The sequence below is a fragment of the Enterobacter sp. 237C8 genome (genome assembly GCF_034106865.1).
GTDB lineage: Bacteria > Pseudomonadota > Gammaproteobacteria > Enterobacterales > Enterobacteriaceae > Enterobacter > Enterobacter asburiae_B.
Genome location: NZ_JAWNDF010000009.1, coordinates 37,543 through 50,852 on the forward strand (window position 1 = coordinate 37,543; position 13,310 = coordinate 50,852).

13 protein-coding genes are annotated in these 13,310 nt (G+C 56.2%); 5 read left to right on the forward strand and 8 right to left on the reverse strand.

From position 1 onward, the window contains the following. The first annotated feature begins 98 nt into the window (after nucleotides 1-98). Nucleotides 99-413 carry a DUF485 domain-containing protein gene (locus USF70_RS18500; protein ID WP_023310065.1) on the forward strand — a complete coding sequence of 105 codons (315 nt, stop codon included), beginning with the start codon at nucleotides 99-101 and terminating at the stop codon, nucleotides 411-413. Continuing rightward, nucleotides 410-2,059 (forward strand): cation/acetate symporter ActP, encoded by a 1,650-nt coding sequence (gene actP / locus USF70_RS18505; protein WP_033144419.1) that lies wholly within the window; start codon nucleotides 410-412, stop codon nucleotides 2,057-2,059. Before USF70_RS18500 ends, actP begins: the two co-directional genes overlap by 4 nt. Nucleotides 2,060-2,091: 32 nt before the next feature. Here actP and USF70_RS18510 read toward each other — a convergent pair whose 3' ends face one another. Both USF70_RS18510 and USF70_RS18515 read right to left on the reverse strand, forming a co-directional pair. After that, entirely contained in the window at nucleotides 2,092-2,781 is a 690-nt protein-coding gene (locus tag USF70_RS18510) for an LrgB family protein (protein WP_023310063.1), read from the reverse strand. Then, entirely contained in the window at nucleotides 2,774-3,184 is a 411-nt protein-coding gene (locus USF70_RS18515; protein WP_021242769.1) for a CidA/LrgA family protein, read from the reverse strand. Before USF70_RS18515 ends, USF70_RS18510 begins: the two co-directional genes overlap by 8 nt. A 102-nt stretch (nucleotides 3,185-3,286) precedes the next feature. Between USF70_RS18515 and USF70_RS18520 the strand changes: the two genes are divergently transcribed. Further along, entirely contained in the window at nucleotides 3,287-4,174 is an 888-nt protein-coding gene (locus tag USF70_RS18520) for a LysR family transcriptional regulator (protein ID WP_023310061.1), read from the forward strand. Nucleotides 4,175-4,683: 509 nt separating this feature from the next. Here USF70_RS18520 and USF70_RS18525 read toward each other — a convergent pair. From USF70_RS18525 to soxR, 4 genes are all read right to left on the reverse strand, one after another. Then, on the reverse strand, nucleotides 4,684-6,330 hold the full coding sequence (locus USF70_RS18525; RefSeq protein WP_033144417.1) for a Na+/H+ antiporter: 1,647 nt from the start codon (nucleotides 6,328-6,330) through the stop codon (nucleotides 4,684-4,686). A 150-nt stretch (nucleotides 6,331-6,480) separates the two neighbouring features. Further along, on the reverse strand, nucleotides 6,481-7,830 hold the full coding sequence (gene ghxP, locus USF70_RS18530; protein ID WP_023310059.1) for a guanine/hypoxanthine transporter GhxP: 1,350 nt from the start codon (nucleotides 7,828-7,830) through the stop codon (nucleotides 6,481-6,483). 294 nt (nucleotides 7,831-8,124) lie between these two features. Next, nucleotides 8,125-8,796 (reverse strand): glutathione S-transferase family protein, encoded by a 672-nt coding sequence (locus USF70_RS18535; RefSeq protein WP_069303531.1) that lies wholly within the window; start codon nucleotides 8,794-8,796, stop codon nucleotides 8,125-8,127. A 368-nt stretch (nucleotides 8,797-9,164) separates the two neighbouring features. Continuing rightward, nucleotides 9,165-9,623 carry a redox-sensitive transcriptional activator SoxR gene (gene soxR, locus USF70_RS18540; protein ID WP_023331806.1) on the reverse strand — a complete coding sequence of 153 codons (459 nt, stop codon included), beginning with the start codon at nucleotides 9,621-9,623 and terminating at the stop codon, nucleotides 9,165-9,167. A gap of 98 nt (nucleotides 9,624-9,721) precedes the next feature. Between soxR and soxS the strand changes: the two genes are divergently transcribed. Then, nucleotides 9,722-10,048, forward strand: a complete 327-nt coding sequence (gene soxS / locus USF70_RS18545; RefSeq protein ID WP_013095071.1) for a superoxide response transcriptional regulator SoxS — start codon at nucleotides 9,722-9,724, stop codon at nucleotides 10,046-10,048. Nucleotides 10,049-10,054: 6 nt separating this feature from the next. Here the strand turns inward: soxS and USF70_RS18550 are convergent, their stop codons facing one another. Further along, the gene (locus USF70_RS18550) at nucleotides 10,055-11,620 is read right to left on the reverse strand and encodes an EAL domain-containing protein (protein WP_029740210.1); all 1,566 of its coding nucleotides are present in this window, start codon (nucleotides 11,618-11,620) and stop codon (nucleotides 10,055-10,057) included. 645 nt (nucleotides 11,621-12,265) lie between these two features. Here USF70_RS18550 and USF70_RS18555 point away from each other — a divergent pair. Further along, nucleotides 12,266-12,547: a YjcB family protein gene (locus tag USF70_RS18555; RefSeq protein ID WP_008503385.1), complete on the forward strand. Its 282-nt coding sequence runs from the start codon at nucleotides 12,266-12,268 to the stop codon at nucleotides 12,545-12,547. Between the two features lie 62 nt (nucleotides 12,548-12,609). On the opposite strand, the gene ssb1 is transcribed toward USF70_RS18555, so the two are convergent. Then, complete coding sequence (ssb1, locus tag USF70_RS18560; RefSeq protein WP_029740211.1) at nucleotides 12,610-13,140, reverse strand: single-stranded DNA-binding protein SSB1; 531 nt, start codon at nucleotides 13,138-13,140, stop codon at nucleotides 12,610-12,612. Between the last annotated feature and the right edge of the window lie 170 nt (nucleotides 13,141-13,310).

The window sequence follows — 13,310 nt, forward strand, 5'->3', positions numbered from 1 at the left end:
AGGGCATCAGACCGCACCTTCCTCCCCTCACCCTAACCCTCTCCCCAAAAGGGAGAGGGGACTAAAAACAAACCTACCTTACCTTTGGAGACTCTGTGATGAATAACGATATTTGTCAGCAGATAGAGAATAGTGCGCACTACAGGGAGCTCGTCGATAAGCGGCAACGGTTTGCCTTCATCCTTTCCATCATCATGCTGGTTATCTACGTCGGCTTTATTCTGCTGATCGCCTTTGCCCCGCACTGGCTGGGCACCCCGCTGCACGAGGGAACCAGCGTGACGCGCGGTATTCCGATTGGCATTGGCGTGATTGTGATTTCATTCCTGCTGACCGGCGTCTACGTCTGGCGCGCGAACGGTGAATTCGATCGACTTAATAAAGCGGTACTGCAAGAGGTAAAAGCATCATGAAGAGAGTTCTGACGGCGCTCGCCGCCACGCTTCCCTTTGCCGCCCACGCGGCGGATGCCATTACCGGCGAGGTCCAGCGCCAGCCAACCAACTGGCAGGCCATTGTGATGTTCCTGATTTTCGTCCTGCTGACGCTGTACATCACCTACTGGGCGTCGAAACGCGTGCGCTCCCGTAACGATTACTACACCGCGGGCGGCAACATTACCGGCTTCCAGAACGGGCTGGCGATCGCGGGTGACTTTATGTCCGCCGCCTCGTTCCTCGGGATCTCCGCGCTGGTGTATACATCCGGCTATGACGGCCTGATTTATTCCCTCGGCTTCCTCGTCGGCTGGCCGATCATCCTGTTCCTGATTGCCGAACGCCTGCGTAACCTGGGCCGCTATACCTTCGCTGACGTGGCCTCCTATCGCCTGAAGCAGGGGCCGATTCGCACCCTCTCCGCCTGCGGTTCGCTGGTGGTGGTGGCGCTGTACCTGATTGCGCAGATGGTCGGCGCGGGTAAATTGATCGAACTGCTGTTCGGCCTGAACTACCACGTCGCGGTGGTGCTGGTTGGCGTGCTGATGGTGATGTACGTGCTGTTCGGCGGCATGCTGGCAACCACCTGGGTGCAGATCATCAAAGCCGTCCTGCTGCTATTCGGCGCCAGCTTTATGGCCTTTATGGTGATGAAGCACGTCGGGTTCAGCTTCAATAACCTGTTCACCGAAGCGATGGCGGTCCACCCGAAAGGGGAAGCGATCATGAGCCCGGGCGGGCTGGTGAAAGACCCGATATCCGCGCTCTCGCTCGGTCTCGGCCTGATGTTCGGTACCGCGGGCCTGCCGCATATCCTGATGCGCTTCTTCACCGTGAGCGATGCGCGTGAAGCGCGCAAGAGCGTCTTCTACGCCACCGGTTTTATGGGTTACTTCTACATACTGACCTTTATCATCGGCTTTGGCGCGATCATGCTGGTGGGGGCGAACCCGGCGTTTAAAGACGCGGCGGGCGCGCTGATTGGCGGTAACAACATGGCGGCGGTGCATCTGGCGGACGCGGTGGGCGGTAACCTGTTCCTCGGCTTTATCTCCGCCGTGGCCTTCGCCACCATTCTTGCGGTGGTTGCTGGGCTGACGCTCGCCGGCGCGTCTGCGGTGTCGCATGACCTCTACGCCAACGTTATCCGCAAAGGCGCGAGCGAGCGCGACGAGCTGAAGGTCTCGAAAATCACCGTGCTGGTGCTGGGCGTCGTGGCGATTCTGTTAGGCATTCTGTTTGAGAAGCAGAACATCGCGTTTATGGTGGGGCTGGCCTTCTCGATTGCGGCAAGCTGTAACTTCCCGATCATCCTGCTCTCCATGTACTGGTCGAAGCTGACCACGCGCGGCGCGATGATTGGCGGCTGGCTGGGGCTGCTGACGGCGGTGATCCTGATGATTCTGGGCCCGACCATCTGGGTGCAGATCCTCGGTCACGCAAGCGCTATCTTCCCGTATGAATACCCGGCGCTGTTCTCGATCGCCGTGGCGTTTATCGGCATCTGGTTCTTCTCGGCCACCGACAATTCGCCGGAGGGTAACCTGGAGCGTGAGAAATTCCGCGCCCAGTTCATCCGTTCTCAAACCGGCCTGGGCGTTGAGCAGGGCCGCGCGCACTAAGCCTTTCTCCCCGGTCATTCTGGCCGGGGAGCTTAAAACATCACCCACGCCACCAGCGGCGCAATCAGCACCATCACTACGCCTGAGAGCATCATTACCAGGCTTGCGACAACGCCCTCCTGCTGCCCCAGCTCATACGAACGTGCCGTGCCAGCCCCGTGCGACGCCGCGCCAAACCCCGCGCCTTTCGCCATCCCTTCCCGGATCGACAAGCGCAGGAACAACATATCGCCGACCGCCATACCGAACACACCCGTCACGACAACAAACAGCGCCACCAGGTCCGGCTGCCCGCCGAGCGGTTTAGCGGCCGCCAGCGCAAACGGCGTGGTCACCGAACGCACCGCCAGGCTGCGCTGAATTTCATCGGGCAGCGTAAACAGCCGCGCCAGCCAGACGGAGCTACACACCGCGACCACCGTGGCGGTGATGACGCCCGCGCTGAGCGACATCCAGTGGCGTTTGATAATCGCCAGGTTGTCGTAAACGGGGACGGCAAAAGCGATGGTCGCCGGGCCGAGCAGCCACAGCAGCCAGTGGGATTCGCCAATGTAGTTCTGCCAGGAGATGTGGCCGAAGACCAGCATCAGCACCAGCAGGATCGGCGTGAAGACCAGCGGCATCAGCGGCAGGGCATGAAAGCGGCGATACAGCCGCTTGTTGGCAAAGTAGATCGCCAGCGTCGCAATCAGGCACAAGACGCTGATCTGAAAATTAGTCATGTTTGTGCCTGCTGATTTCAAAGCGATACACTTTATCCACCACCCAGGCGGTTGCCCCCAGCACCATCAGCGTACTCAGCGCGATAACCGCAAAGATTCGCCAGCCGTCCACCATCAGCAGCTGCGCATAGTTCACCACCGCCACCACCGCCGGAACAAAGAACAGCAGCATCTCCGCCAGCAGCCAGCGCGCCCCGGCGCGTACCCAGTTAAGGGGGATCACGCGGCACAGAATAAGCGTCAGCATCAGCAGCATCCCGACAAGATTGGCGGGCAGCGGCAGATGCAGCCAGCCGACAAGATATTCCGCGAAAACAAACAGTCCCGCGTAGAGCAGTACCTGCACCGGGACCTGGAGTCGTTGCACAACGGCAGGCGTAACACGGCTTAACGCCACGGCCATGGGGGTTTTCCTCAAAAATGAGACGAGGCGCCAGTATAGAGAGCGCACGGTATGGACTGAAATGAATTAAAATCATCAAAGGTATAGTTTCGAGGAATAATCATGGACATAAGAACGCTGCGCTATTTTGTCGAAGTGGTTCGTCAGCAAAGTTTTACCCGCGCAGCGGAGAAGTTGTTTGTTACCCAGCCCACCATCAGCAAAATGCTGAAAAACCTCGAAGATGAACTGAACTGTACCCTGCTGATCCGCGACGGGCGCAAGCTGTTGCTGACCGACACCGGACGCGTAGTATTCGAACGCGGGCTGGCGATTCTGGCGGAGTTTCGCCAGCTGGAAGCAGAGCTGGGCGATATCAATCATCTGAAGAAAGGGGTGCTTCGCCTCGGCATTCCGCCCATGGTGGGGATGATGATGGCCGGGCCGATTAGCCTGTTTCGCCAGCGTTATCCCGGCGTTGAGCTGAAGATTTCGGAGTTTGGTGGGTTAACCGTCCAGCAGGCCGTCACCAACGGCGAGCTCGACGTGGCAATGACCGCCCTTCCCGTTGAGGAAGAGAGCGGTCTGGCGACGCTTCCGCTCTTTAGCCACCCGCTGTGCGTGCTGGTTCCCCGCTCCGGCGACTGGCTGAAGTTAGACTCGGTGAGACCTGAACTGCTCGGCGAGCACCCTCTGCTGATCTACAACGAAGACTTCGCTCTCAGCCGCCAGCTGATGACGCTGTTTAACCAGCATAACGTCAAGCCGCGCATAGCGGTGCGCAGCGGACAGTGGGATTTCCTGGCGGCGATGGTGCAGGCCGGCGTGGGGATTGCCATTCTGCCGCAGCCTATCTGCGAGCGTCTGGATAAAAACACGCTGCGCTGGATCCCGCTGGAGAGCGACCTGCACTGGCAGCTGGGGATGATCTGGCGCGAAGGGGTGTATTTATCGCAGAGCGCGCAGGCGTGGCTGCAGTGTTGTGAGGGGTTTTGGGTGCCCTCACCCTAACCCTCTCCCACAGGGCTGAGGAATCCCCAGTAATTTTTCACCTGAAGCGATGAACACTTCTTCTGCAAAATTAATGACTTACAGCGACACCCTGGTCCGACTGTAAATCGCCGAAGCGTTTCCGTAAGGCCGGGGCGAGGCGCAGGGATGCGCCGAGAGGGCGTGGCCTGCAGGGATGCAGGCTCATGCCCGACCCGATAGCCTGAAGGAATAAGCTGAGGGCACCGCGAAGCGGCGATTTACCGCCGGGAGCCCGGGTCGCCAGGGTGGTGGCGATTGAGCCACCCTGGCACGTTCACCGGTCATGTCGTTACAGAGTAGCAAGGAACATAAAGTGAACGGAATGACCTCCACAGCCGTATGTTCCCCCTCACCCCAGCCCTCTCCCTCAAGGGAGAGGGGGTCGTCCGTGCAGGCATTATTTTGTGGGAAACCCGCAGCCCACAAGGAGAGGGAACCGATCGAGCACGCAGGCCCGGTAAGCGCAGCGCCACCAGGCAAAAACAGCGCTACTGATTCTCTATCAACAGCGCTTCCAGCAGGTCCAGATCGTGCAGCAGCTTTTGCAGCGTTTCGTTGCTGATCTGGCGCGTGGCGCGCAGATGGTACAGCTCGGCGCGCTCTGAGCGCAGCGCCGCCAGGCGGAACCGGCGCTCCAGGTTTTCCTCCTGCAGCGAGCTTTCCACATCGTTACGCCCGTCCGCGCGGCGGCGCAGGTTACCAATCACGCGGGAACTGACTTCCGTCAGCAGCTGATTGTCGATGTTCTCTTCCGCATCCGCGGCCAGACGCTCTTCCATCTTCTGAATCGCGACAATTGCCACTTCGGCGGTGGCCGCCCGGGCAATACGCTCCTCTTTATGCTGCTGGGTCGAATCACCGGCATCAATATGCTGGAGTAAAATCGGCAGCATAATCACGCCGACAAACAGGGAGAACAGAATTACGCCCGCCGCAAGGAAGACCAGCTCGTAGCGCGCCGGGAAGACGTCGCCCGTGGGCAGCAGCAGCGGAATGGAGAGCACACCGGCAAGGGTGATCGCCCCGCGTACGCCCGCAAAAGAGGCGATCAGCAGCTCACGCGTTGTCCACGAGCCGAACTCCATCGGCTTTTTCTTCAGGAAACGTACGCTGAAGTTTTTCATCGTCCACAGCCAGCCGAAACGCACCAGCATCAGCGCCATGTAGATCAGCACGATGTCGGTAAACAGCATCCAGACCTCAACGTTCGGATCGGCCTCCGCCGCCACCAGCGAGGATTCCATAATGCCCGGCAGCTGCAGGCCCAACAGCAGGAACACCATGCCGTTAAAGACAAATTCCAGCATGGCCCAGGTGCTGTTGGCACGCAGACGCATGGCCAGCGGCGCGCGACGCATTACGCCGGAACGGGTGATGGTCATCCCCGCCGCAACCGCAGCCAGAATGCCCGACACGCCGATATGTTCGGCAATCAGATAAGAGGCAAACGGCAGCAGGAACAGCAGTACGATCTGCGTTGCGGGCTCATCGCCGCCCCAGCGGCTGAGGAAGCGCAATGAGCGGCCGTACAGCCAGCTCACCACGAAGCCCGCCAGAATACCGCCAATCGCCACCTTGAAGAATTCCAGGGTTGCGCCGCCGATGGTAAAGACCATCGTGCCCATCGCAACGGCCACGGCAAACTTCAGGGCGACCAGGCCGGAGGCGTCGTTCATCAGCGCCTCACCCTGTAAAATCCCCATGATTTTCTTCGGAATACGGCCTTCACCCACAATGCCGGACAGCGCCACGGCATCGGTTGGCGACAGCACGGCGGCCAGCGCAAAAGCCGGTATTAATGGAATACCCGGTACCGCCCAGTAGATCAGAAAACCAATCCCGACGACGGTGACCACCACCAGCGCCAGCGCCAGGCCGAAGATCTCGCGCCCGTGCTCAAGGAATTCTCGCGTGGGCGTTTTCCAGCCATCGGCAAACAGCAGCGGCGGGATAAACAGCACGAGGAACAGTTCGGGGTCAAATTCCACGTGCAGGCCAAACGTCGGCCACGCCAGCAGCGCGCCGATGGCAATTTGCATTAATGGCAGGGGGACCTGAAAGGGCAGTACGCGTGTAACCACCCCGGATAGCGAGACCACAAGGGTCATGATGAGTATTGTGAAGAAGATTTCCATGCGTTCCCTGTTTGCTGTGTTGCTTATGTACTCCGGAAGGCGTCGTGCCTTTTATTCTATCTTCTCCAGAGTAACGCAAAAGGCAACAGGATGAGTCCTGAAAATAAAAATGGGCGGCCTGAGCCACCCGTTTTCGCATCAATGGACAACTTAGATTGCCCAGCCGCCCGCGTAGAACGCTACCAGCGCAACGGCGATAATCACGGTGCCGACGTTCAGCTTGCGCCATTCACCGGAGACCAGACGACCAATCACCAGCGACGCGAAGCCGATCATAATGCCGGTCACGATGTTACAGGTCAGGACGATGAAGACCGCGGTAATCAGGCCAGACATCGCGTCCACGAAGTCCGCAAAATCGATTTTCGCTACGTTGCTCAGCATCAGCAGGCCAACGTACATCAGCGCTGGCGCGGTCGCATACGCCGGAACCAGATAGGAGAGCGGAGAGAGGAACAGGATCAGCATGAACAGCACGCCGACGGTGATCGCCGTCAGGCCGGTTTTACCACCTGCCGCCGTACCCGCTGCGGATTCGATGTACACCGCCGCAGGCGCCGCGCCCACCAGGCCGGAGAAGACGCTGCTCAGGGAGTCGGTAGTCAGCGCTTTGCCGCCGTCAATAATCTGACCGTCTTTATCCAGCAGGTTCGCCTGACCGGCCACCGCACGAATGGTACCGGTCGCGTCAAACACGGCGGTCATGACCAGCGCCAGCACGCTTGGCAGGATCACCGGGTTCAGCGCGCCAACGATATCCAGGCTGCCAATCAGGGAGTTGCCTTTGTCATCGCTCAGCGACGGCATGGCGAAGATACCGGAGAAGTGTACGGTTGGATCGAAAATCAGGCCGACAATAGAAACGCCGATAATGGTCAGCAGAATGCCGCCAGGCACCTTCAGTTTTTCCAGACCGATAATCACCGCCAGACCGATCAGCGACATGATCACCGGGAAGCTGGCGAAGTGGCCCAGAGCTACCGGCAGACCGTCCAGCGGGTTCTTGATGACCAGACCGACGCCGTTGGCGGCGATCAGCAACAGGAACAGGCCGATACCGATGCCGGTACCGTGCGCCACGCCCTGCGGCAGGTTGCGCAAAATCCAGCTACGGATGCCGGTCGCTGAAATCACGGTAAACAGCACACCCATCAGGAACACGGCACCCAGCGCAACCGGTACGCTGATGTGCTGACCCAGCACCAGGCTGAACGCGGTAAACGCGGTCAGAGAGATGGCGCAACCAATCGCCAGCGGCAGGTTCGCCCACAGACCCATCACGATGGAGCCCACGCCGGCCACAAGACAGGTCGCCACAAAGACAGCCGCTGGCGGGAAGCCTGCTTTGCCCAGCATGCCCGGCACAACGATGACGGAATAAACCATCGCCAGAAACGTTGTCAAACCGGCAACAATTTCCTGGCGCACGGTGCTGCCGCGGGCCGAAATTTTAAACATGGCGTCAAGTGAACCGCCAGTACGCGCAGATGGCGTAGACATAGAAAACATCCCCTGAGAGTTTTTTAGGAAGTCCGTAAGCGAGGTGGAGACGCCACTGCCAGCTGAACGTCAAATCCTTGTGTTGCGTTTGTGACGAAAGGGCGTCACAAAAAAAGCAAACGTTTAGCTCCGCGCTTACAAACGGGTGGTCAAATTAAGGCAAACGATTATCTAGCGTAATCCCCGCCCTTTTCAACTGAACTTTCTCGTTTTTCGCTAAAATTCACTTATGACGCTGAAGAAATAAACAGAGGATGCGCAAACGTTATCGTCTATGCGCAATTTGTTTACATTTCAGTCCTCGCCCGGGATAGATAATGGGCCCCCCTGTTCCAGGGTTCTTTGCCAGCCTGGGGTGTTCTCAACTTTTGTCTTCCACGCCAGAATATGCGGCAGATTAGCGATACCGCCTCGCGCCAGCAGGGCAAAGATCGGGAAGCTCATCTGGATATCGGCCATGCTGAGCGAATCCCCGGCAAACCAGCTGTTTTCGGCAAGATGTGACTCAATAAAGCGCGCATGGGTTTCCAGCTGACGGTTGAGATACGCTTTCTGCACCCCCTGCCCCAGCGCTTTGCCCAGGGTTCTGATACCAAACGGCACCGGCGGCTTGCCGAGGCTGTTGAAGACAAGCTTCATTAACAGCAGCGGCATCAGCGATCCTTCGGCGTAATGCAGCCAGAAGCGGTATTGCACCTTATGCGCCGGATCTAAAGGTTTAAGGCGTGACTCGGGATCGTACGTTTCCTGCAGGTACTCCAGGATGGCGCCCGACTCTGCAAGGATCAGTCCGTTATCTTCGATAACCGGCGATTTGCCCAACGGATGCACCTTTTTGAGAGCCTCCGGCGCCAGCATATTCTTTTCGCGCTGGTAGTGGACGATCTCATAAGGCAGGCCGAGTTCTTCCAGCGCCCAGATCGCGCGGTGCGAGCGCGACTGGTTAAGGTGGTGTACCGTGAGCATGGTTTTCTCCTGTTATTCATACTTTTTAACTATAGAAAATTGAACAACACCGCGAAAAAAATTCGTCTAAAAAACGGTCGGTGAGGCTGGCGAAAAAACGGGTCTTGCATAGAATTAAAGTGTCAGCACAATCCGGAACCTCCCCAACCAGCTCGACACTGAGGGGTGCTGATGTCGGGGGAAACCCTCCCGTGAACCAGCGGGATAGAGTGAAAGACAAAGACCGGGAAAAACTAAAGCGCCCTTATGTGGCGCTTTAGTTCTTTATAATGCTTTTGCCGGGTGGCGCTTCGCTTACCCGGCCTACGTTCCCGGTTTTGTAGGCCGGGTAAGGCGCAGCCGCCACCCGGCAAACCGGCCGCACAATCTCAATCCTCTTCCAGCAGCCGCGCCCCCGTCCCCTGCTCGCCCAGCCTGTCGCCGGGGTTACGCAACGGACAATCGCTACGCGACAGGCAGCCGCAGCCGATGCAGCCATCCAGCTCGTCACGCAGCGCGACCAGCGTATGAATACGCCTGTCCAGCTCTTCACGCCACTGGGACGACAGCTCTTTCCACTCTTTCGGGCTAAGCGTATGCCCTTCCGGCAGCACGCCAAACGCCTCGCCGATCGTGGCCAGGGGAATTCCGATTCGTTGCGCAATTTTGATAATCGCCACGTAGCGGAGCACGTCGCGAGTATAGCGACGCTGGTTGCCCCCGTTGCGGATGCTTTTAATTAACCCTTTGCTTTCATAGAAGTGGAGCGCGGATACCGCAACGCCGCTTCGCTTCGCCACTTCACCGGGAGTTAACAGCGCTTTAATTCGCGGCAATCTCTTTTCCATAAAACCTCTTTACCTCAAGTTAACTTGAGGAATTATACTCGCCCGCAGAGAAAACGACGAATTAACCGAGATAGTTGTATCTACAGAGGGGCAACCTTATGTCGCATCAGCAGATTATTCAGACGCTTATTGAATGGATTGATGAACATATCGACCAACCGTTGAACATTGATGTGGTCGCTAAAAAGTCGGGCTATTCGAAATGGTATTTACAGAGAATGTTCCGCACGGTCATGCATCAGACGCTGGGTGAGTACATTCGCCAGCGCAGACTGCTGCTGGCGGCGCAGGCGCTACGCTCAACGCAGCGGCCCATTTTTGATATCGCGATGGACCTTGGCTATGTGTCGCAACAAACCTTTTCCCGCGTGTTTCGCCGCGAGTTTGACCGCACGCCGAGCGACTATCGCCACCAGTTGAATTAATCGCCCTCAGTGCAAAGGCTGCTGCTGCCAGGTCATAAATTCCTGGGGCGGCATCGCTTTCGCGAAGTGCCATCCCTGACAAAACTGGACGCCGCGCTTCAACAGCCAGCTTACCTGCTCTGCCGTCTCTACCCCTTCCGCAATGGTTTTCAGCCGCAGGCTTTGCGCCATCTCGATAATATGCTCGGCGATCAGGTGACTGGTACTGTTGGTCGTTAAGGTATCGATAAACGATTTATCGATTTTCAGAATATCCACGTTCAGCGAGTAGAGGTTGTGCAGGTTCGAGTAGCCGGTACCAAAATCATCGATCGCGACTTCATAACCCGCCTGACGGAAAGCCTGAATCACCGGGGTGGTTTTTGGCACATCGATAAAACCGCGTTCCGTCACTTCTATTTTGATTTGCTGCGCACGGACGGCGTAGTGGCGGGCCTTGTCGGAAATCATGGCGATCAGCCGCGAGGAGTGGAAATCCGTGGCCGACAGGTTAATCGAAATATAGAGATGCGGATGCTCGGCCAGGAAATGGCCCAGATCGTTGAACACCTCCTCAACGACATAGTCCGTAATCCGCTCGCTCATCCCCTCATTTTCCGCCAGCGGGATAAACTCAGCCGGGCTCATCACCTGCCCATTAAAGCCAGGCCAGCGCAACAGCGCCTCCGCACCCACACACTGGTTATTCTTAATATCAATAATCGGCTGATAGTGGACGCAAAGCTGTCGTTTGTTCAGCGCGCGGTGCAGTAAGCGCCCCGGCGAATTAAGCTCACGATGGGTACGCGACCATACCAGCAAAATAATAATGCTGCAGATCATGCCCAGCGGTAGCGTCAACGTCGCCTGGTGATAAAGCGTTTCATAAAAGCGTTTATTTGATGTCGAGACAATGGCCGCAATCGGTCTTTTGGGAGATGTTACGATCGTATAAAAGCGGTTATCTTTTTGAAATACCGATTCCTTATCCCGAATCATCGAATTTAATAAAGAAACATTGGCTTTCTGGCTGACGGAAAAGAAAGCATTGGTTACCGTGTCGTACACACCCCAGGAGAGAGAATGATCCGCGGACATGACTTCGCTGTATGAAAGCGGATTGACGACCACCACATAATTTCCGCGCTGCATATATGTCATTTTATAGCCAGTATAAAATGGGGTATCGCGATAATAATAGATAGCGACGTCAGGTTTGCGCGTGTAATTAGCGACAGGAATGGCGTAGGGGTGATCCGGTGTAAAAACGGTCGAACAAAGAAAATTCTGACCTTCAGCGTAAATTAAATCGGCGACAAACAGGCGGCCACGAACAACGTTCAGCATATATTGACGGTGTCCCGGCGTGCAAAGCTCGCCCTGATATTTTACCGCCTCGTCCCTGGCCAGCTCAACCTGTTGAATAACCAGCTCTGTTTTGTCTAAAGCCAGTTCAGCAAATGTGCGTAGCTGGGCGCTTGTTTCAGACACGGCACGCAGTTGGGCAAACCATAGCGCAAGCATCACCGGCAGCATAACTACCATGATGATCCCTACCACCCTGAGCATTTTGCGCCGCGCGCTACGATTCATTTCCCGCCCTATATCCCTGCATGTTGTACGCCTGTAGTACTTAAGGCCGGATGCTTTGTTAAACAGGTGATTACGTTGCATGAATCATGCGAAGTTAGCAACTGACTTTTAGTATTAAAAATCTTAAATTTCGTTATGCCGATAATATTTTCCCGTAAGTTAAACTGTAAGTATTCGTTCCGTTTCAATTAAGGAAAATAATTATCCAGCTCGTCAGGCAGACGGGAAGATAACACAACAGACAATCGTTGATTAAGCCAAACGTCTTACAGCATGAAAAAAGTACAATTTCATCATGACGTTTTATGCTATTTGCTCTGAGCCATTGTGTTCGTTGATTTATAAATAGTCAGCCTACACCACAATATTTTGAGTATTGGCGGAGAATAATGCCCCTCTTATAAAAACTGCATTTGCGCTATCCCCACTTGCCCGAAGGGCATTTTCGGCAAGCTGTGGCTCCGCCTCCTCGTGCGCCGAAGGCAGGACCAGCCCGCGCAATCGCCTTTTCTGAGGAATAAAATCCTCTTTTTTGATCGTTCAGATGCTGGCGAATAAATCAACAAATGTGATATAGTTCACACATATTTTGTAACGAGAAACACCGTTTCATTCAGTTCGTCTGTTTTATAGAGGATGGGTTTTATGGCAACCATTACTACCAGCATGGTTCTCCTGCGCTGGCCTTTGTTGAGTGCGGTACTGATGTTTTTAGCCAGCACGCTGAACATTCAGTTTCGTAAATCTGACTATGCGGGTCTTGCTGTTATCAGCACTCTGCTGGGGCTGGGTGCGGCCTGCTGGTTTGCAACGGGCCTGCTTGGCATCACCCTGCTGGATATCGCCGCCGTCTGGGAAAATATTAAAGTGGTGATGGTTGAGGCGATGAGCCACACGCCGCCAGACTGGCCGATGGTGATTACCTGATCCCTGACGGAATAAAAAAACCCAGACGATAGTCTGGGTTTTTTGTTTTCAGCACGCGGAAATCAGAACGGAATGTCGTCGTCGAAATCCATTGGCGGTTCGTTAGACGGCGCCGGAGCAGACTGCTGCTGCGGACGAGACTGTGCGCCGCCGCTGAACTGGTTGCCGCCCTGCGGCTGCTGAGGCTGACCCCAACCGCCCTGCTGCTGGCTCTGACCGCCACCTGCCGGTGCACCACCGCCCTGACGGCCACCCAGCATCTGCATGGTACCGCCCACGTTGACCACGACTTCTGTGGTGTACTTCTCAGCGCCGGCCTGATCGGTCCATTTGCGGGTACGCAGCTGGCCTTCGATATAGACCTGAGAACCTTTACGCAGATACTCACCGGCCACTTCGGCCAGTTTGCCAAACAGCACTACACGGTGCCATTCGGTCTGCTCTTTCATCTCACCGGTCGCTTTATCACGCCAGGATTCGGAAGTAGCCAGCGTAATGTTGGCAACTGCGCCACCACTCGGCATGTAGCGTACTTCCGGGTCCTGGCCCAGATTACCGACGAGAATCACCTTGTTTACGCCTCTGCTGGCCATGTTCGTGTCTCCTGAATACGTTTCTTAATAGTGTAAACGCGCGAGTGTACCATTTCCACGCGGCAATTTGCATAGTTGCGTAGTCGGTTCAGAAATCTCTCGCGGACTCTACATTGTTACACAGCCAATCAGAAAATGCATTCCAATACTGTATATTCAAACAGGTCAAA